Origin of the sequence: Cognatundibacterium crateris (genome assembly GCF_010078235.1) — a bacterium.
Lineage (GTDB): Bacteria > Pseudomonadota > Gammaproteobacteria > Burkholderiales > Burkholderiaceae_D > Undibacterium > Undibacterium crateris.
Genome location: NZ_JAABOS010000001.1, coordinates 628,695 through 648,880, shown reverse-complemented (window position 1 = coordinate 648,880; position 20,186 = coordinate 628,695). Strand labels below are relative to the sequence as shown.

Below are 20,186 nucleotides of genomic sequence, written 5' to 3'. Positions count from 1 at the left end.
ATGGAGACCTTGATTTTTCAGCTGCAAGGTACCATGGCGGCTTGGGGGGAGGTGGCTGTCGGCGAGTATCGCCCCAGCGCTGATTACCCAGGTCAATCCGCTATCTATGGTTTGCTCGCTGCCGCGTTGGGCATAGACAGGGATGATCATGCGGCGCACATGGCTTTGTGTAATAACTATCGTGTCGCGATTGGTGTAGTGAATACCGGTCGATTATTGCGTGATTACCATACCGCGCAAGTCCCCAGTCGCACGGACCTTAAAAAGCGGCCACATGCCACGCGTCGTGATGAGTTGTCGCTACCCAAACAAGACCTCAACACGATTTTATCCACCCGTGATTATCGTCAGGATGCTTATGTCCTGGTTGCAGTTCAGGCATATGCAGACGCGCCTTATACATTAGTCCAGTTAGCCGAAGCATTGCGTAAGCCCCAGTTCGTGCTGTACCTGGGACGCAAGTCCTGCCCTGTTGCCGCACCTCTGCATCCTTGTATTTTAGATGCGACAACGATTGCAACTGCTTTATCCGCTTATCAGCAACAATTGATGGCACTGTGGCAGAAAACCTCAGTAGCACCTCCTGGGGGCAATGAGATCACTATCCAAAAAATTGTCTGGGGAGATGATTTTGGTGCGGATGATTTGGCGACGATGGGGGTGCAGCGGGGTTTGAGTATCATCCGCAAAGATCAGCTGATTACCCGTCAGGGCTGGCTATTTGCAGACAGAAGCGAACACATCGCCTTAATGAAGGAATGAGCCTCATGTATTTTAGTGTAATTACCCCGGTGAACTTGCGACAGGCTGCGCATGAAATGGCGCAGTCAGCAGCCTACGCCGAACATCAATGGCTATGGAAGTTTTTTCCCAGCAGTCAGGATCAGCAACGTGATTTTATTTTTCGCCGCTATGATCAGGAAGTGACGCCCCGCTTTTATATCGTCTCAAAGCGTCAGCCTGTTGCGTTTAGTGACATATGGCAGGTACAGAGCCAGCCTTACGCTCCGCAATTATCAGATGGCCTGCATTTATCGTTTCAATTGCGTGCTAATCCTGTGATCACCAAAACAAACGACAAAGGTAAACCTCAGCGACATGATGTTGTCATGGACGCCAAGAAGCGTTTTCTGCTTGAGCATGGACTGACTGAAGATGCGACGTGGCGAGATTTGAAGCAAGACGAAGATAAGCCTCTGCTTTACGAGTTGACACAGCAGACTTGTCTCGATTGGTTGCAAAGTCGTTCAGACCGCCTCGGCTTTAGCATCGTCGCGGCGAATGTCGATGCTTACCAGCAGCACAGGGCGGATAAGCGAGAGATTCGTTTTAGCACAGTGGATTTTTCCGGGGAATTGATCGTTACTGACCATGAACTATTTCAGCACACGCTTTTTCACGGTATAGGGCATGCCAAAGCATTTGGCTGTGGTTTGCTACTCGTGAAAAAGCTGAAAGCTGATTGATGCTTCCGCCATTAAAGCCCATTCCGATTAAAGAGCGGCTATCCGTTCTGTACGTTGAAAAATGTCAGCTCGACGTACTCGACGGAGCCTTTGTGGCGGTAGACGTTACAGGTGTGCGTATGCATATCCCGGTTGGTGGCGTTGCTTGCCTGATGCTGGAGCCGGGTGTCCGCGTCTCCCACTCAGCCTGCGCGCTGGCTGCACGTGTTGGCACCTTACTGGTATGGATAGGGGAAGGGGGCGTCAGGGTCTACTCATCGGGGCAGCCGGGTGGCGCACGTGCTGATCGCTTGCTGTATCAGGCGAAACTTGCGCTCGATGATGATGCGCGCCTGAAAGTAGTCAGGGCGATGTACAAATTACGTTTTGGTGAAGAGCCCCCACAACGACGTAGCGTAGAACAATTGCGTGGCATCGAAGGTGCCAGAGTAAGGGCATCATATCAACTGCTTGCGCAGCAGTATGGCGTAGATTGGAAAGCACGCAATTACGACCGTCAGGATTGGGATGCGGCGGATATACCCAACCGCTGTCTTTCTGCTGCGACTTCGTGTTTGTATGGCGTGACAGAAGCAGCGGTTCTTGCTGCCGGTTATGCACCTGCAATTGGCTTTATCCATAGCGGTAAACCGCTCTCGTTTGTCTACGATATTGCCGATTTATATAAATTTGATACCGTAGTTCCAATCGCATTTAGTGTCGCTGCTAAGCCCAGCCAGAATCTTGAACGTGAGGTGAGGATACGCTGCCGCGATGCGTTTCGACAGAGCCGACTACTTGAACGAATAATTCCAGATATCGAAACTATCCTTTCCGCCGGTCAGCTGACGCCACCAGAACCAGCCGAGGAATCCCTTCCGCCTGTAATTCCTAATCCAGAAAGTATTGGAGATGTTGGTCATCGTTCTTGAAAATGCGCCGCCACGCTTGCGTGGCAGGCTTGCTATTTGGTTGTTAGAAATTCGTGCCGGTGTCTATGTTGGCAATTATTCCCGGCGTCTTCGCGAACACATCTGGAATCAGGTCGCAGAAGGAATCGAAGAAGGTAATGCGGTGATGGCGTGGCGTACTAACAATGAAGCTGGATTCGATTTTGTCACAATCGGTAGAAACAGACGAATTCCTGTCGAAATGGATGGTGCGAAACTCGTTTCATTTTTACCTGAACTAAGTGACGTAAATCGTCAAAATTAAGTAAGTCAGCGATCTTTAAAAATTCAAAAAAAAACGCAGAAAAATTCGGTAGAATTGCGGGGCCCTTTTTTATCCTTAATAATCAATCGATTATGTTTGGTGCGTTCCCCATGCCCATGGGGATGAACCGCGGCCACGGCGACGGCTGCCCAGGTTTTCAGAGCGTTCCCCATGCCCATGGGGATGAACCGCATTTCCATTCCTTAATGGAATTAATGTGCCAGCGTTCCCCATGCCCATGGGGATGAACCGGCTTCAGCATTTCACATACTGCAAACCCCACTGCGTTCCCCATGCCCATGGGGATGAACCGCCATCGTGGTGCTACTGCTGCCACCCAGTCAAGCGTTCCCCATGCCCATGGGGATGAACCGACTGATAGAGAACTGTTAGAGCTGGCGGCTAAGCGTTCCCCATGCCCATGGGGATGAACCGCTGCGTCTAGCCAAAACGCAATTAATGCAAAAGCGTTCCCCATGCCCATGGGGATGAACCGCTGCGTCTAGCCAAAACGCAATTAATGCAAAAGCGTTCCCCATGCCCATGGGGATGAACCGATATACGCAAATACGTTATTGCCTTTTTCGCTGCGTTCCCCATGCCCATGGGGATGAACCGCTTCCAACCATGTCGCCTTGCGGCGTAGATCGGCGTTCCCCATGCCCATGGGGATGAACCGACTCAAATGATTATAGGTGTCGTAAGTTCAACGCGTTCCCCATGCCCATGGGGATGAACCGCATGCGGCGGCGGGTTCGGTGCGTGGCGCGTTGCGTTCCCCATGCCCATGGGGATGAACCGCAACCCATGTTTTTTCACCGCAATGTTGCCAAGCGTTCCCCATGCCCATGGGGATGAACCGTAACGGATGATCCTTAACTCCTGACAGTTTCAGCGTTCCCCATGCCCATGGGGATGAACCGGCGCCCCTCTTGCAGCATGTCGCGCAGTTCTAGCGTTCCCCATGCCCATGGGGATGAACCGAATGTTCGGGCGGCTGACAAAGTACGCAGAGAGCGTTCCCCATGCCCATGGGGATGAACCGTCGTCGTGGGGCAACTCAGGAAATATTCGCAAGCGTTCCCCATGCCCATGGGGATGAACCGCCCATTACAAAACCACTAGGGGGACGCGTTCCGCGTTCCCCATGCCCATGGGGATGAACCGTCACACAGAAATGGAAAATCAACGTGCTAATGGCGTTCCCCATGCCCATGGGGATGAACCGATAGCGGGCGCATTAGCACGTGGTATTCATCAGCGTTCCCCATGCCCATGGGGATGAACCGGCTCAGGGCAGCAGCAAAAGTCTTACTACACAGCGTTCCCCATGCCCATGGGGATGAACCGCCACAAGAAACGCTATTTGCATTTGCGCGGCTGCGTTCCCCATGCCCATGGGGATGAACCGAAGATGCCATGAAAGAACAAGCCAAACACGCAGCGTTCCCCATGCCCATGGGGATGAACCGCAGCAGGACCAGGAGCTGAAGGGCGGTGAAAAGCGTTCCCCATGCCCATGGGGATGAACCGTGCAACGTCCGCGGACACACGCGCTGTTTGCTGCGTTCCCCATGCCCATGGGGATGAACCGTCTTCTGCCATTGTCTCTAATAAGCTGCGGCTGCGTTCCCCATGCCCATGGGGATGAACCGTCTTCTGCCATTGTCTCTAATAAGCTGCGGCTGCGTTCCCCATGCCCATGGGGATGAACCGCGCTGCAGGCTGCTGAGCAGGTTTTCCAGATGGCGTTCCCCATGCCCATGGGGATGAACCGTACTGCAACGCCTCAGCTGGCGTTGAAAAATCGCGTTCCCCATGCCCATGGGGATGAACCGCTGAATTAATAGTCTAGCTCGTTGGTTTTGGTGCGTTCCCCATGCCCATGGGGATGAACCGCCTGATATCAGGGCAAATAGGTAAGATAGGATGCGTTCCCCATGCCCATGGGGATGAACCGCGCATTGATAAGCCAGCGCCAAGCAATGAGGCGCGTTCCCCATGCCCATGGGGATGAACCGTATTGGCCGGTTTTGGCTTGCCAGTAGCGGGTGCGTTCCCCATGCCCATGGGGATGAACCGGCCGACAATTACCAGCGGACTACTCAGCAATGGCGTTCCCCATGCCCATGGGGATGAACCGCCGCAGCCGGTACTGGCGACGCGCCCTATCCAGCGTTCCCCATGCCCATGGGGATGAACCGCGATGAAGCGGCGGCGCTACAGGCGCAGGAACGCGTTCCCCATGCCCATGGGGATGAACCGCAGGTGCCAGCGTTTGGTTTGCGGCTGAGCAGGCGTTCCCCATGCCCATGGGGATGAACCAGTGGGCGAACTAAAACCATGGATGCTGAGGACGCGTTCCCCATGCCCATGGGGATGAACCGGCGCCGAGCTACCTGATTACCTGGCGCAAGGAGCGTTCCCCATGCCCATGGGGATGAACCGGCAAGGAACAGGCCATGTCGTCGGAACAGGCGGCGTTCCCCATGCCCATGGGGATGAACCGTGGTAGTTGGTGCTGTGGTCGATATGCTGGCAGCGTTCCCCATGCCCATGGGGATGAACCGCTCAGCAGTGATTTTCAGCTCCTGCGCTTTCAGCGTTCCCCATGCCCATGGGGATGAACCGCGGTGAGGTAGTTGCCTCATGATGCTAGAAGAGCGTTCCCCATGCCCATGGGGATGAACCGCAAATACCTGTGCAGTAGACAAGCCAGCCGCGCGCGTTCCCCATGCCCATGGGGATGAACCGGTGACTGGACCAATGGCGCAAAACAAGCTCTGGCGTTCCCCATGCCCATGGGGATGAACCGATCGCCTGGTCACGCTGGCAGGTGGCCTGCAGGCGTTCCCCATGCCCATGGGGATGAACCAGCGTGCCGCTGACATTGGTACCGGTGACCTGCGCGTTCCCCATGCCCATGGGGATGAACCGATCGCCTGGTCACGCTGGCAGGTGGCCTGCAGGCGTTCCCCATGCCCATGGGGATGAACCAGCGTGCCGCTGACATTGGTACCGGTGACCTGCGCGTTCCCCATGCCCATGGGGATGAACCTGACGGCAATTTCAGCCAGAAATCACCCAGGGCGCGTTCCCCATGCCCATGGGGATGAACCGAAAAAATGGGGTTTGTGTATAACCATCAAATAGCGTTCCCCATGCCCATGGGGATGAACCGCGCTTAGCCATTATCGACTGGCTCAATATCACGCGTTCCCCATGCCCATGGGGATGAACCGCTTGTGATATTGGCCTTAGTGAATGCTGTACCGCGTTCCCCATGCCCATGGGGATGAACCGCATTGACCTTGTGATTTTTTTGCTGGGTAACGGCGTTCCCCATGCCCAGGGGGATGACCCGAAAAAATGGCGTTTGTGTATAACCATCAAATCGCGTTCCCCATGCCCATGGGGATGAACCGCATTGACCTTGTGATTTTTTTGCTGGGTAACGGCGTTCCCCATGCCCATGGGGATGAACCGATTGCGGCGTGATACCTGGGCAGAATATCCCGGCGTTCCCCATGCCCATGGGGATGAACCGCGGGCAGTCAGGAAAACATGGACATTGCAAAGGCGTTCCCCATGCCCATGGGGATGAACCGCTTACATCCCTCAAACTGCTTAGTGAGATCGTGCGTTCCCCATGCCCATGGGGATGAACCGCGATGGATCAAATGTCCTCGGCAGCATTCCCAGCGTTCCCCATGCCCATGGGGATGAACCGCAGCAAGAGATTGCTGGTACCGCACGTGAATAGCGTTCCCCATGCCCATGGGGATGAACCGTGATGAGCAATTCAGAGCAAATGGCCGTCTGGGGCGTTCCCCATGCCCATGGGGATGAACCGCAAAACAACGCATCGAATTTTGTGATGGGGTAGCGTTCCCCATGCCCATGGGGATGAACCGGTAACAGGTAGCAAAGGGACAATCGGAACGGAGCGTTCCCCATGCCCATGGGGATGAACCGAAACAAGATGATGGATTTTTTTTAGAATAGTTGCGTTCCCCATGCCCATGGGGATGAACCGCCTACGAAGTGGTTAGGCACTCGTCCGGTGTAGCGTTCCCCATGCCCATGGGGATGAACCGATGGCAGGCGCGTTGAAAACCCTGAAAGGTAAGCGTTCCCCATGCCCATGGGGATGAACCGGCGAAGAAAAAGAAACGGTAAAAGGGTTGATTGCGTTCCCCATGCCCATGGGGATGAACCGTTCGGGCTCTAGCGGTTCTACGTCGTCAAGCAGCGTTCCCCATGCCCATGGGGATGAACCGCAGATATTCTGAGCCGGTCATTTCCGCCAGGGGCGTTCCCCATGCCCATGGGGATGAACCGGATGTTAATCATGCGGGAGAATTGCGCCGGTTGCGTTCCCCATGCCCATGGGGATGAACCGATCAATCCATTGCGCCTGGCCTTCACTAATGAGCGTTCCCCATGCCCATGGGGATGAACCGATATATTGATCTACTGTATTAGTCAGCTTACCGCGTTCCCCATGCCCATGGGGATGAACCGATATTAGAGGGTATGACAGGCACTGCGCAGGAGCGTTCCCCATGCCTATGGGGATGAACCGACGCACTGAACTAATCGAGGGGCATCATGGGTGTGTTCCCCATGCTTTTGCTCACCGGCACGTGTAGTACTGACGTCTGTCGTGCCGCGGTCAAACAGGCGCACACCAAATTCGTTTTCCGCCGCCTGTATGCTGCGACTCAATGCCGATTGCGATAAATGGACGCGCTGCGCAGCACGGATGAAGTTGCGTTCATCGGCCAGTGCAATCAGGTGTCGCAGTCGTTTTAATTCCATGAGTCCCATCCATAAGGCTATGCATTGAATGCATTGATCTTATCTTAAATTTGCATTGGACTGCATAAGGAACTCGCCCCTACACTAGCCAGCATTGCAGCATAGTTTCATCGCTTTACTTCTGGTTTTTGTTTTTGTTTTTGTTTTTCTGTCAGTACCAAAAACTATTTTTACCCGGTTATCTGATCCCCCTCAGTCATGTCGTCATCAACCCAATTGTTCTTTTCCTTTAGGAGATACCATGCGTCAGCTTGCTTCCTTTAGCCTTATCTTCAGTGTCTGCCTGCTGTTGGCCGCGTGTGGAAAACCGGTTCAGGTCAACGGCAATGCCGAGGTCAGCGCAACAACGATCAAAGCGAATGCGGACATGGCAGCCAGTCTCGCGCTCGATGATCAGCAAGACTTTGAAGATGCAAAACGGGGCTGGATTGCGCGTCCCACTGGAAAAATAACAAACACGGCTGGCGATGTACTGGTTGATTTTGATGCGTTTCGCTTCGTCGATGGCCCGGCACCCGCTACGGTCAATCCCAGTCTGTGGCGACATGCCAAGCTGAATGCGCAAATCGGCTTGTTTAAAGTTATCGATGGAATTTACCAGCTACGCGGCTTCGATATTGCCAATATGACGCTGATTGAAGGTAAAACCGGGTTGATCGTCGTCGATCCGCTGACTGCCAAAGAAAGCGCGGCAGCTGCGATCGCTTTCGCACGCGAGCATCTGGGCAATAAGCCCGTATCTGCGGTGATTTTCACGCACAGCCATGCTGACCATTTTGGAGGCGTACTCGGCGTAGTGAGTGCCGAAGATGCCTTGGCAAGAAAAATCCCAGTGATAGCGCCCGACGGTTTTATGGAAGAAGCCACCAGCGAAAATATTCTGGTCGGCACCGCAATGGCACGCCGTTCGGCTTACCAATTTGGGAAAGACTTAGCGCGCTCAGTCAAAGGCAATGTCGATACCGGACTTGGCAAAGGCGTTGCCTACGGCAGTATAGGGATACTCGCGCCAACTCAGCAGATCACGCAGGCAAGCCAGGAACTCAGCATCGATGGTTTGCGCTTCGTTTTTTATAATGTGCCCGGGGCGGAGGCACCCGCCGAATTGACGTTTTTACTGCCGGAAAAGAAAGCCTATGCCGGCGCCGAAATTCTCGCGCAGACCATGCACAACCTGCTGCCTATCCGCGGTGCTAAGGTGCGCGACGCCCAGCACTGGTCTGCCTATCTCGATCAGGCCCTGGAACACAGTGCCAGTGCAGAAGTGTATTTTGGCCAGCATAACTGGCCGGTCTGGGGACATGCCCGCATTGCTGAGTTCATTAGTAAACAACGCGACAGCTATCAATACATGCATGACCAAACCGTTCGCCTGATGAATGCAGGACTGACACCGTATGAGATCGCCGACCAGATCAAATTGCCCAAAACGCTGGCCAGTTTTTTTGCGGTCCGCGGCTACTATGGCGACCTGCGCCACAATGTCAAAGCGATCTATCAGTTTTACCTCGGCGCTTACGATGGCAACCCGGCACACCTGAATCCGCTCGCACCGCAAGACTCGGCTAAACATATTATTGAGCTCGCTGGCGGTGCAGACAAGGCGCTCGCCAATGCGCAGGCGGCTTACGATAAGGGGGATTATCGTTGGGTGGCGGAACTCTTGAATCATCTGGTATTTGCCGATAGCGGCAATCAGGCAGCGAAAGAACTGCTGGCAAAAACCTATGAGCAAATGGGCTATGCAGCAGAATCGGCAACCTGGCGTAACAGCTATCTGACTGCCGTCGACGAGCTAAGAAATGGCCCGCCGAAAAAGGGCATTAACCGTGCTTCTCTGATCGAAATGCTGGCGCAGACGCCGACAGAAAAATTTCTGGAGGCGATGGCAGCCAGTTTGAATGGCGAGTCTGCCGAAGACAAAAATTTAAAAATCAATCTGGTACTCAGCGATAGTAAAGAGTCCTACGTGTTATGGATAGAGAACGCCGTGCTACACCACAAGCGGGCAGTAGCGGCAAAGGATGCCAATGCCACACTCACCTTGACCAAGCCGCTGTTTTTAAAAATGATGACCAATACCGCAGGCGTGAAAGATACCCTGCTGAGTGACGATCTGCGTGTCGATGGCAGTCGCATCGACCTGATCCGCTTTTTTAGTCTGATCGATAAAGCACCGGGGACATTTGCAATCGTCACCAGATAACATCCGGATGGCGCTGCTCGCAGGGAATGTGTCAGTGACGGCTGCCAGGTTCTCGCGTTTGAGAGTGTTCAATCCAAGGGGGAGCTTGGCATGCATTGCCTTCCGATGGGTTTACGCAGTCCGCAAGTTTTGCGACCAGTTGCTGCATATATTGCTCAAGCTCCTCAGTCGACATTGGTCCGGCATACAAATATCCCTGATAGGCAAAACATCCATTTTCCGCCAATAACTGACGCTGTTCTTCGGTTTCTACCCCCTCAGCGATGATGTTGAGTTCCATGCTTTTCGCAAGGGCGATGATAGTGCGGACGATGACCGCATCATTCATATCGCTCAGAACATCACGGATGAATGATTTGTCGATCTTTAACTGGTCGATAGGCAGGTGCTTGAGATAGGCGAGTGAGGAGTACCCGGTGCCAAAATCGTCGAGCGAAAAACTAATTCCTCGGGTTTTTAACTCAAACATCTTTTCAATGATGCCTTCCAGGCTGTTCAACAGCAGGCTCTCAGTAATTTCCAGTATGATTTTGCACGGGTTGACGCCGCTGCTTTCAACGGTTGCCAGCGTATGATCCATGAATTCCTGGTCGCGAAACTGTACCGCGCTGACGTTGATCGACAGGGTGAGGTGTGCGGTTTCGGGACGGGCAGCCCAGGCGACCAACTGGGCGCATGCCGTTTCCATGACGAACCGACCTATGGGCAAAATCAATCCCGTGTCTTCTGCCACTGAAATGAAGCTGTCCGGCGACATCATGCCATGCCTGGGATGAATCCAGCGCAAGAGCGTTTCGGCTCCTGTCATGCATCCGGCCTCATTCATCTGGGGTTGGTAATGCAGGACAAATTGGTTCTTCAGCATGGCTTCACGTAATTCATTGCCAAGGATTGCTCTGGCTGTCACTTCCTCTTGCATGCCGATATCAAAAAAACGAATTAAATTGCGCCCGGACGTCTTCGCCTGGTACATGGCCGTGTCAGCGCGTTTCATCAATTCGTCACTTGAGTTAACGTGACCAGAAAAAAGGGTGACGCCGATACTCGCGCTGCAATGATAGTTGTAGGTATGTCCCTTGCCCGCAACCGCAGTCAATTCAAGCAAGTAGGGTTTTTTGATTGCGTCGAGTATCTTTTGGGCGATGGCCTCTGCCCGAACGGCTGCCTCGTCCCGCTTGCCCAGACATTCAAGTAAGATCACAAATTCGTCACCTCCCTGGCGAGCCACGGTATCAATTTCCCGAACACAGGACTCAATGCGCCGCGCTACAGTCACCAGAAATTTGTCTCCGATGTCATGCCCTTGGGTATCATTCAGTGCCTTGAAATCATCCATATCCAGCATCAGGATGGCACCATAGCGCTGTTGACGCTTTGCGTTATGAATCGCATGTTGGATACGCTCATTGAGGAGGCGGCGGTTGGGCAGGTTTGTCAGCTGATCGTAGAAGGCAAGCTTCCGGATCTTTCCGTCGACACGCTTACTTTCAGTGATGTCAGAATGGATGCCGATCACTCTGATCGGCTTACCTTGGATGTCGCGGTCAACGACGTGTCCAATGGATCGTATCCAAAGCCATTCATTATTCAGTGCGCGGATGCGGTACTCAGATTCGATATCACCACCAGCCTGTAAAGCTGTACTGAACGCCAATTGCATGGCGGCTCTGTCATCCGGGTGTATGACATCCACCCAACTCTGGAAATCGTACACATCATTTTCCTTAACGATACCATGGGCTCTTGTATATCTGACACTGGCAACCATCTTGCCAGATTGTGGATTCAGGTCGAACCAGTCCTGGTGCGCGGCATCAAGCGCCAGGTGCAGACGCTCAGCCAGCATTTCGTTTCTAACTGTCAGCTCCAGATCGTTGACGAGCTGATCACCGACCACACTGGCATGTTGCAACATGAGCAAATACAAAATGCCTAGTCCGATTGCAATTTTCATGCTGATAGGATCTTGCATCTGCAGTGCATGGATCAAGGGTAATAGCAACAGACCACCGTAAAAGCTAACCGAGGCCATCAGAAATGGCGACATGATCGATATGGAAATTGCGGATACACCTACCAAGATCGTCAAAATGAGCAGGTAATGCTGGATTTGTCCTTCTAGCCAGAATACAAAAACGGAGGAGCCCCAAACCAGGCCAATGAGAAAACTGAGGAAGATGATACGCCTGCCTTGGTTTAAGATATCGATTTTCTGAGGCGCTTTGCGCCAGCAGAGATAGGCAGTTCGGCCAATCAGAAACTCGATTACACAGAAGATGACAAACCATATCATCGCTGGCTTCCATCCCGCGACGTCACCTCCTACCCACGCGAGCAGTGCAGTACCCAGCGGCGCTGTCAGCGCACCCTGAAACGACCGCCGGGCAAAGACCCTGATCCGCGCAGTCATCACTTTTTGCTCCACCAGCGCGTTATTCAGTTGGAAGAACTCGGGATCACTGGGCTTGGTATCGCGGCCATTGAAACTAAAATGTAAGAATTTTGGATAAGTCAGGCAAGTCCAGGCTTTTCGCCCTATGTTTCCAGCTTTGGATAAAAACGAGGCTACCGTGTCAGCTTTCATTTGTTTACCTCTTGTCCAATGCTGGAGAAAATCCACTCTCAAAAGTATTCAATTGCAACGGCATGGAACAGAATCAGGATTTACGCAAAGCCACCCCAGCAGCGTTATGGCTCCAGGTTGCGCACCCTGTACAAATTGTACTGCCTGCGTCGCCATGGTGTTGTCTGCTGGCGAAACGAACATCGCTTGCCAGCGATGCTTTCCACAGCAGCAAAGGGCTTTTTAGCCTTGCCGGGACAATTTTGCGCAAATCCTAAGAATATAGTTAATTCCCCTTGGGAATTATGTTTATTGCCTGGATTTAACTTTAATTAATTTTTTTGGTTTTTATTAATAAGGAGTTGTGTTTTAAAACGAACAGCTATCAATTTATCGATAGCGATTGAAAGCCCGATCGGCTGTCGTTGTTGTGAACGGCTTAGATTTGACGATATTTGAGCTCATCAATCTAATCTATACCTGGAATTGCGTACCTATTGCAGTTAATCACTGATCCGGCTCGCCACAAGATTTTCACACGGCTGCTTTACGATGTGATACGCAGGCCGGATTGAATGGAAAGATACAAGTGGAGTGCGCTGAAAGAGTTGCAAATGCAGCAGGTTGGGGCGGTCGTAATTAATAATGAGTAAATATTCTTTATTCGCAAATGGCAAATAAATGCATTAAGTATTTGACTTTAAAAAATAAAATACTTACATTCTCTATTTGCGAATGGAGAATGTAAGTATTTTTATTATGTCTGCCGCCAAATCAAACCCACAAATCGTCTTACGTCCACAGGACTTAGTGGTGCTATTGCGCCTGTCTTTAGAGGCTGGCGCAGCACCGACTTATGCCGTTTTGGCCGATGAATTATGTTTAACAGCATCGGAAATTCATGCGGGTATCCGCCGTGCAGAAGCGGCGCAGTTGGTGCGTAAGGATGCAAATAATAAGGCGATTGTGGTACGTGAAGCCTTGCGTTTATTTGTGCAACATGGTGCACGCTATGCTTTTCCAGCGACACGCGGCAGTGAATCACGTGGTATGCCAACCAGTTATGCAGCAGCGCCATTGGCAGATAAAATTGTGCCGGGCTCTGCACCGCTCCCTGTGTGGCCATACAAGGCTGGAAGCGTGCGCGGAGTGGCATTTTATCCGCTCTATCCTAGCGTGCCACAAGCCGCGAGTCGTAACCCTGCTTTGTATGAACTATTGGTGTTGTTTGACGCCATACGGGGTGGTAGCCCGCGGGAGCGCGCCTTAGCTATTACCATGCTCGATGAAAGGCTAAGCGCATGAATTACCGCGACCCCAACATGGCCATGATAGAGCTGGTCGCCCATCATTTAGGAGAAGCGCTCTTACGTGACTTGGTGTTTGTGGGCGGTGCTGTGGCCGGCTTACTCATCACGGATGCTGCCCAACCCGAGATACGGCCAACCGAAGACGTTGACTTAATTGTGCAAGTACTGGCACGCGCCGACTATTATCAACTCGAACAACATTTACGCGCCCGTGGTTTTACACAAGATATGCAGGCCGATGCACCAATTTGTCGGTGGCAGATTGCACAGATCAAGGTGGATATCATGCCAACCCTTGATGAGATTTTGGGCTTTTCTAACCGATGGTATCGCGCTGCATTGGTCTATGCAGAAACTAAGTCACTGACAAATGGCATGGTCATACGCCATATTTCAGCTCCGCTATTTATCGCTACCAAATTAGAGGCGTTTGCTGGTCGCGGTAATGCAGACTATTTGTTCAGCCATGATCTGGGAGATATATTGGCTGTAGTCGATGGTCGAGAATCATTGATAGACGAGTGCGCCGCATGCGATAAAGAAGTGAAGGATTATTTCCATGAAAAGTTCACTCAATTATTGTCTGCACCGGCTTTTTTAGAGGCCTTACCTGGACATCTTCCCGGTGATGCCGCGAGTCAGGAAAGAGCGCCGGATTTAGTCGCCAAGTTACAGCGCCTGGCAAGCTTGCGCTGACACCTGCCCGTCACTGCGCTCTTTGTTGCCGGTATTCGCGCGGTGTTGTGTTGCGCCAGCGGCGGAAGCTGCGGCTGAAATTTCTATCGTCATCGTAGCCTAGCCGTTCTGCGATGACGCTGATGGAATGCGGCGAGTAGCTGAGCAGCCAGCAGGCTAACTCGCATTTGGATTCATCCAGCAGGGTTTGAAAGGAATAGCCTTCCAGCGCAAGTTTGCGTGCCAGCGTGCGCTCAGAAATGCACATCCGTCTGGCGCATTCCGACAGACTGGGCCAATGTTGATTTTCATCGGGCATCAGTTTGCGGATACGCGCGGCCATACTGCCGTCTATCAAGGCCAGTTCTTCCTCAAGGCTACGGCAGGCTGATTCATACAGCCTGGGGTCTGCTGTGATTAAGGGCATATTGGCGACCCCGGCAGGCACAAATAAAGCGGATACTTCCCGATCATAGAGCATGTTCATGTTAGCCGGAACCGGGCTGGATGCTGACCAGGTGGCTTCAAACCGGATTTGCTGTAACACGCTGGAGTCGACCACATCTTGTACCATTTTAAACAGGGACACGGCAGTCGCGATTTCGCAAAATTCCTGATAGCCGCGCAATGGAATGGTGGGAATCAGGCTCAGCACTGCTTCGCTGCTGTCTGCGCTAAACCGATAATCGAATAAGCGATTCCTGACCGGGATATATCTGGCAATGGTCTGCATCGCCTGTCCTACATTCGCACTTGAAACAGTGGCGTAACCAACCGCGCCATGTGCAGCTGCCGGTATCAGGCTGCCCAGTTGCCAACCCAGCATAGGTTCAGTTTGCACCTGCATTGCGTCCATCAGTGGCAGCGCCTCCAGCAAGGGCATCATTCTGGCCGCTGGGTTGAAGGACTTATCGACAACCACGCCCATACGTTCTGCCATTCTTACGCCGGTCAGATAATAGGTTGAGTGAATCAGGCTTTGACGCCATTCAGCGGGCGGTGCATCCGATATCTTGGCAGCAGAGATCAATTAGATCATCCAGTATGGTTGAAGAAGACATCATGTCTTATTTTGAGGGTTTTTTGTCCTGAATGTACCTGTTTTTTATCTGATCAGATACTGACAATGAAGGCTCTTGCTGAATCTGATGTAAACAATACGCGGCATCAGTGGCATATACACGACAAGCAATTCAAACCGGGAGACACCATGAATGCACCTGATGTACACGCTGTGCTGGCAGATGATGAACAGACATTTAAGGCGCTGATGCAAAGGCCTTACGTGGCCTGGCCGACGCTGGCTTTGTTTATCCTTGCGTTTGGACTTTATCTGGCCAGTATCTGGCTGGGTCTGAATGGTGTCTGGGCGACTGCTACTGTCGTATGCGTCAATACGCTGTGTGCCTATGCGCTGTTCACTGTCGCACACGATGCATCGCATAACTCGCTCAGTCTTAACCCTTTTTTCAATGACTTGATTGGACGGATTTCTGCCGCAGTGCTGTTGCCTTTTCCTTTGTTTCGCATGTTTCGCTATGTTCACATGCAGCATCACCGTTTTTCGAATGAACAGGACGACCCCGATATGTGGGTAGGGCGGGCGTCTGTATGGTCCTTGCCATTTCGTTGTGCCACGATCGATATTTATTATTTGTACTACTACCTGCCTCGGTTGTGGACGCGGCCCAAAGACCAGATTCGTGAAGTATTCCTGTCCATCCTGGGGGGATCGGTGGTAATCGCTGGCTTGCTGTATTTTGGTTGGGGTGTGCAGGTTTTTTTATACTGGTTTTTGCCTGCCCGCATTGCCATTTTCTTTCTCGTACTGGCTTTCGATGTGTGGCCTCATGCTCCGTATAAGGCTACAGCAGAGGAAAACAAATATCTCGCGACGAACATCCGGGTCGGTTTTGAACGTGTGTTGACACCGCTCTTGCTTTCTCAAAATTACCATCTGGTACACCACTTATATCCATTGGTCCCGTTCTACCGCTATGCCCGCGTCTGGCGTGCCAGGGAGCGTTTTCACCTGGCGCAGGACCCGTTGTTGGTGTCAGTGACGGGCAGGGAAGTGAGTAAGGAGGCGTATTTATCGAAGCGATCAAGCTCTATGCGATGAGTTAAATCGAACTGTCCGTCGCTCTTAGTCTGGCTCCAACGGTACTCGCTGCCTTCAATGCGCAAAGTGTTGGTCATGCGATGGGCTTGCAGACTGCTGCCTTTGAAACGGGCGCCCGAAAAATTGTAGTTCACCTGTCAGAGGCGATTGATTAGTTGCGTAGTAGCAACCAATCCCGAGAATTTCCGCTTGTTTTTTGCAAGACTGACCTACACTAAAACCATCAGAAACCGCTCACAGCAGGATACAGGTCTCAGAGTTGTCGCAAGATGAACTGAATGACGAGCCCGGTCTCTGGCACCTTAGATTTTCGAAACGGCTTTACAGCGCAGCTTCTACGTCAAACTTATTTGGCAATTTATCTAAAGGATCGCATGATGACTTCAGTTAAACTTCAACTCTGGTCTGGATTGTGTGGCAGTTTATTGGGCTTGCTCAGCTTTTCTGTCAGCAGCGCGTATGCTGACGAGGTGGACGCCGGATCTAAACTTAAAGTCAGTGGATTCTTGTCCATCGTTGGCGGGCGCACTTTCGGTGGTGAGTTACCGGCGAATTATGCGGGGCCAACTGCCATCAATGATAAAACCTGCCCCTGCTATACGGCGGACTGGTCAAATGCGGGAGTCTACAATAACAGTTTTTCTCTGCAGCCTGAATCACGGGCCGGTGTGCAGGCGACTTATGCCATTAGCAAAGATTTCAACTTAACTGGTCAGGTGGTGGTGCGCGGTACGGATTCCACCCCAAATATTCAATGGGCCTATGCCAGCTATAAACTCAATAAAGAATGGGAAGTTCAGGTAGGGCGTAAGCGTATCCCGCTTTATTTTTACTCCGATTTTCAGGACGTGGGTGCGGCCTACCCATGGGTCAGTCCACCGCCGGAATTATATGGCTGGGAAGTCACCAACTATAACGGTGCGAGTGTCCGTTACCGCACCAGCGTGGCGGATAATAATGTCGCATTCAGTGTATTTGGTGGTAAAGAGAAATCCAAAGATTCTCTCTATGAAAAACTGGTTTACAGCGGTCAGACCGACGTCACCTGGAGCAATATCATCGGTGCGGATGCCGAGCTGGAGCGAGGTCCGCTCACAGTAAGAGCTGTTTATGTGCAGTCCGACGTAAAGGTGGTCAATAGTTCCATCGCTTTGGATAGTGCTGCCAAACTCAAGGCTTACGGCATTGCAGTCAATCTGGATCTGGATCAGTGGTTTTTCTTGAGCGAACTGACCCAGCTGTCCAGGAATTTTGATGATGCCGGATATACGGTGACTGCACCGTCTTATACCTTGGGTGCGGGTTACCGTCTGGGTGCCTGGACACCTTTCCTGAACTACGCCAGCTATAAAGAAAAATCGTCTGATCTGACGAAGTATCAACCTCAGTCCTACAAACGCTTATCGCTCACTCTGCGTTATGACGTCGATGCAAAAAGCGCCGTCAAGCTACAGCTGGATAAACATCGGGACGTCACAAATAATTTTGGCGGTAACGTCAACGTGTTCCGCATCTCTTACGATCGACTGTTTTAACAGGCAGACATAACAGGCAACAATCTGCGCCATCAAAGATGGTCATGAAAACGCTTATGGCTTGTCCAACATTTGGTAAAAGGAATTATGATGAAAACACGACTGATGTTTGCATTGTTAATATCGTTGATTACGCTGCCAGCTGCAGCAGAGATCGTGGTAGTGACGAATCCTGCTAACCAGGCGACACGTATGCTGCCGGAACAGGTTTCTCAGTTTTTTCTGGGTGGTTCGACGATTTTTACTCCGCTGGATCACGGCAAGGATGCAGCGATACGCAAAGAATTCTATGAAAAGGTCATCAAAAAAACACCCGCTCAAGTTGAGGCTATCTGGGCCAAGGCATCTTTTTCCGGGAAGGGCAGCGCGCCTAAAGAATATCCAAATGATGCCGCGATAAAAAAAGCGGTTGCTGCAGAACCCAGCGCACTGGCCTATATCGATAAAGCATCGGTAGATTCCACAGTGAAGGTGCTGCTGGTCGTCCCTTAATCGCTTGATTTCTTTTGCACTTTTTTAGCAGCTTTGTTGACCTTGGACACGGTGGTATGCACATGATGGATAAATTCCGTTAAGTGCGATTCACGCGCTTCGTGGCGGGCCCAGCTCGCTTCAAAGCGTATCTTGACTGTATTGTTGCTTTGATCGCTGATGGAAAACCAGTTATGTTTGCTGGATGCGATCTTAGACTTGGGCAAAATAGCGGCGCCGATCCCCAGTTCTGCCCATTCCTCCAATACCTGATAACTCATCGCCTGCCCTGGGTATTCTTGCAATTTAAGACGCTGGCTTCGGAACAAAGCGCGCGTTGTACGCGATAAACCGCAAGCATCCGGCACCATGACAAATGTCTCTGTGGCGATGTCTTTGAGTTGCACTGTCCCCTGGCTGTTTTTGTGCTGCCAGACTCCGCCTTTGGGGATGAAGAGCAAGGGCTCCTCATATAAAAAGCTGCTATCCCAATGGCCTTTGTGCATATTCGAGGCGACAAAAATGACATCCAACAGGCTGTCATCCAGCATATTGTACAAATCCATCATATTCATTTCACGCAATATGATTTCAATTTCCGGATGCTTCTGACGGAAGGTTTCTAACATCGCACCTAATACGCTGCCGTTGATCAGCGGGGATGTACCTATCCGTAATACCCGTTTATCTGCACTGAGAAATGCCGAAGTCTGCTGCATGAGGGCTGCCTGCGCATTCAACACTTCAAGCAGATAAGGCAGCACATGCGCGCCAAACGATGTGAGCGCAACTTGACGCGTAGTACGGACGAACAGACGGGCGCCTAATTCATTTTCCAATTGCGCAATGCCATTCGACAAGGTTGGCTGTGTCACGAAACACTGTTCTGCGGCCGCAGTAAATGAACCACTGGCAGCGACAGCGCTGACGAAACGAAGCTGGTTCAGGTTCATGGCAGGGGCATCGCTGATTGATAGAAGATTTGAATAAATGGCATGTTAAAAAACAATTTCCGAATGAAAAAGAAGCTCGTTATTCTTCACTTCAGTCGGAGCACAGCCGACCCAGTGAAGGTACACCACATTGAGGAAAAAAGTCATGGTTTATTTAGAAATCACTCTGTATGTTGCCCCACAAGACAGGACGTCAGCCGCGGCGATATACGCACGTTTCAAAGGACAATTCCTGACCCAGGCCGTGGGTGCTTTATCGAAGGAATTGCTGATCAGAGATGAAGATGTGCAGGTTTTGCACCGTTTCGATACAGCAGAAAACGCAGCAGCCTATTTGGTGAGCAAGCTATTCACAGACGATGTTGTGACTGCCTTGACACCAATGCTCAAGGCAAATCCTGATATCCGCATCTATCAGGCGACCTGATCGCCATCCCATATTTTGCTTCCGACTAAATCCGAGGAAATGATGAAAACAACATTCAACTTAAATCCAATGAAATCTTTGTACGCGCTGACGTTGAGCGCCTGCATGGCGATTCCTACACTGGCTTGCGCTGAAAAAGCGTATTTGGAAATTACGCTGAAAATTGATCCGCAAGACCGGGCAGCGGCAGGTGCTGTCTACACCAAGTATAAGCAAGCTTTTCTGACTCAGATTCCGGGAGCACAGTCCAAAGAACTGCTGATCCGCGATGATGATGTACAGGTTTTGCACGGATTTGCGAATCGAAAACAAGCGGAAGACTATCTGGGCAGCGAGCTATTCAAAAAAGATGTAGTGACAAGCTTGAAGCCTTTGCTGAAGGCGGATCCGGAGGTAAGGATTTATGCCTCGAACTGAGCAAGGTCGGGATAGTTTTCCTGCCT

General features: G+C 51.6%; 15 protein-coding genes, 1 pseudogene and 1 CRISPR repeat array. Of the genes and pseudogenes, 12 read left to right on the top strand and 4 right to left on the bottom strand.

The window, feature by feature from the left end:
• Genes cas5e through cas2e form a run of 4 tightly spaced genes read left to right on the top strand, consistent with a single transcriptional unit; the run spans window position 1 to window position 2,660 of the window.
• The gene (cas5e, locus tag EYB48_RS02835) at window positions 1-762 is read left to right on the top strand and encodes a type I-E CRISPR-associated protein Cas5/CasD (RefSeq protein ID WP_162018751.1); all 762 of its coding nucleotides are present in this window, start codon (window positions 1-3) and stop codon (window positions 760-762) included.
• A complete protein-coding gene (cas6e, locus tag EYB48_RS02830) occupies window positions 759-1,466 on the top strand; it encodes a type I-E CRISPR-associated protein Cas6/Cse3/CasE (RefSeq protein ID WP_162018750.1) in 708 nt (235 codons plus the stop codon). The genes cas5e and cas6e overlap by 4 nt, the downstream gene beginning before the upstream one ends.
• Window positions 1,466-2,377, top strand: a complete 912-nt coding sequence (cas1e, locus tag EYB48_RS02825) for a type I-E CRISPR-associated endonuclease Cas1e (RefSeq protein ID WP_162018749.1) — start codon at window positions 1,466-1,468, stop codon at window positions 2,375-2,377. Before cas6e ends, cas1e begins: the two co-directional genes overlap by 1 nt.
• The gene (gene cas2e, locus EYB48_RS02820) at window positions 2,358-2,660 is read left to right on the top strand and encodes a type I-E CRISPR-associated endoribonuclease Cas2e (RefSeq protein ID WP_162018748.1); all 303 of its coding nucleotides are present in this window, start codon (window positions 2,358-2,360) and stop codon (window positions 2,658-2,660) included. The genes cas1e and cas2e overlap by 20 nt, the downstream gene beginning before the upstream one ends.
• Window positions 2,661-2,761: 101 nt before the next feature.
• Window positions 2,762-7,245: a CRISPR direct-repeat array (repeat unit 29 nt; unit sequence GCGTTCCCCATGCCCATGGGGATGAACCG).
• Between the two features lie 62 nt (window positions 7,246-7,307).
• Here cas2e and EYB48_RS02815 read toward each other — a convergent pair.
• Window positions 7,308-7,481, bottom strand: a pseudogene (locus EYB48_RS02815) (helix-turn-helix domain-containing protein); the annotation flags it as partial.
• Window positions 7,482-7,722: 241 nt separating this feature from the next.
• On the opposite strand from EYB48_RS02815, the gene EYB48_RS02810 reads away from it, so the two are divergent.
• Window positions 7,723-9,687: an alkyl/aryl-sulfatase gene (locus tag EYB48_RS02810; protein ID WP_162018747.1), complete on the top strand. Its 1,965-nt coding sequence runs from the start codon at window positions 7,723-7,725 to the stop codon at window positions 9,685-9,687.
• A 31-nt stretch (window positions 9,688-9,718) separates the two neighbouring features.
• Here the strand turns inward: EYB48_RS02810 and EYB48_RS02805 are convergent, their stop codons facing one another.
• Entirely contained in the window at window positions 9,719-12,271 is a 2,553-nt protein-coding gene (locus EYB48_RS02805) for a GGDEF domain-containing phosphodiesterase (protein ID WP_162018746.1), read from the bottom strand.
• A 738-nt stretch (window positions 12,272-13,009) separates the two neighbouring features.
• Between EYB48_RS02805 and EYB48_RS02800 the strand changes: the two genes are divergently transcribed.
• The gene (locus tag EYB48_RS02800) at window positions 13,010-13,555 is read left to right on the top strand and encodes a hypothetical protein (protein ID WP_162018745.1); all 546 of its coding nucleotides are present in this window, start codon (window positions 13,010-13,012) and stop codon (window positions 13,553-13,555) included.
• Window positions 13,552-14,256 (top strand): hypothetical protein, encoded by a 705-nt coding sequence (locus tag EYB48_RS02795; RefSeq protein ID WP_162018744.1) that lies wholly within the window; start codon window positions 13,552-13,554, stop codon window positions 14,254-14,256. The genes EYB48_RS02800 and EYB48_RS02795 overlap by 4 nt, the downstream gene beginning before the upstream one ends.
• Window positions 14,257-14,266: 10 nt before the next feature.
• On the opposite strand, the gene EYB48_RS02790 is transcribed toward EYB48_RS02795, so the two are convergent.
• Window positions 14,267-15,265 carry a helix-turn-helix domain-containing protein gene (locus EYB48_RS02790; RefSeq protein WP_162018743.1) on the bottom strand — a complete coding sequence of 333 codons (999 nt, stop codon included), beginning with the start codon at window positions 15,263-15,265 and terminating at the stop codon, window positions 14,267-14,269.
• A gap of 180 nt (window positions 15,266-15,445) precedes the next feature.
• Between EYB48_RS02790 and EYB48_RS02785 the strand changes: the two genes are divergently transcribed.
• The 3 genes from EYB48_RS02785 to EYB48_RS02775 all read left to right on the top strand — a co-directional run bounded on the left by EYB48_RS02785 (window position 15,446) and on the right by EYB48_RS02775 (window position 18,384).
• On the top strand, window positions 15,446-16,357 hold the full coding sequence (locus tag EYB48_RS02785) for a fatty acid desaturase (protein WP_162018742.1): 912 nt from the start codon (window positions 15,446-15,448) through the stop codon (window positions 16,355-16,357).
• A 374-nt stretch (window positions 16,358-16,731) separates the two neighbouring features.
• The gene (locus tag EYB48_RS02780) at window positions 16,732-17,892 is read left to right on the top strand and encodes a porin family protein (RefSeq protein ID WP_162018741.1); all 1,161 of its coding nucleotides are present in this window, start codon (window positions 16,732-16,734) and stop codon (window positions 17,890-17,892) included.
• Between the two features lie 87 nt (window positions 17,893-17,979).
• Window positions 17,980-18,384, top strand: a complete 405-nt coding sequence (locus EYB48_RS02775) for a hypothetical protein (RefSeq protein ID WP_328823218.1) — start codon at window positions 17,980-17,982, stop codon at window positions 18,382-18,384.
• On the opposite strand, the gene EYB48_RS02770 is transcribed toward EYB48_RS02775, so the two are convergent.
• Entirely contained in the window at window positions 18,381-19,316 is a 936-nt protein-coding gene (locus EYB48_RS02770; protein WP_162018740.1) for a LysR family transcriptional regulator, read from the bottom strand. The genes EYB48_RS02775 and EYB48_RS02770 overlap by 4 nt on opposite strands.
• A gap of 145 nt (window positions 19,317-19,461) precedes the next feature.
• Between EYB48_RS02770 and EYB48_RS02765 the strand changes: the two genes are divergently transcribed.
• Both EYB48_RS02765 and EYB48_RS02760 read left to right on the top strand, forming a co-directional pair.
• Complete coding sequence (locus EYB48_RS02765) at window positions 19,462-19,743, top strand: hypothetical protein (protein ID WP_162018739.1); 282 nt, start codon at window positions 19,462-19,464, stop codon at window positions 19,741-19,743.
• A 105-nt stretch (window positions 19,744-19,848) separates the two neighbouring features.
• Window positions 19,849-20,160, top strand: coding sequence for a hypothetical protein (locus EYB48_RS02760; protein WP_162018738.1), 312 nt, complete (start codon window positions 19,849-19,851; stop codon window positions 20,158-20,160).
• Window positions 20,161-20,186 lie beyond the last annotated feature (26 nt).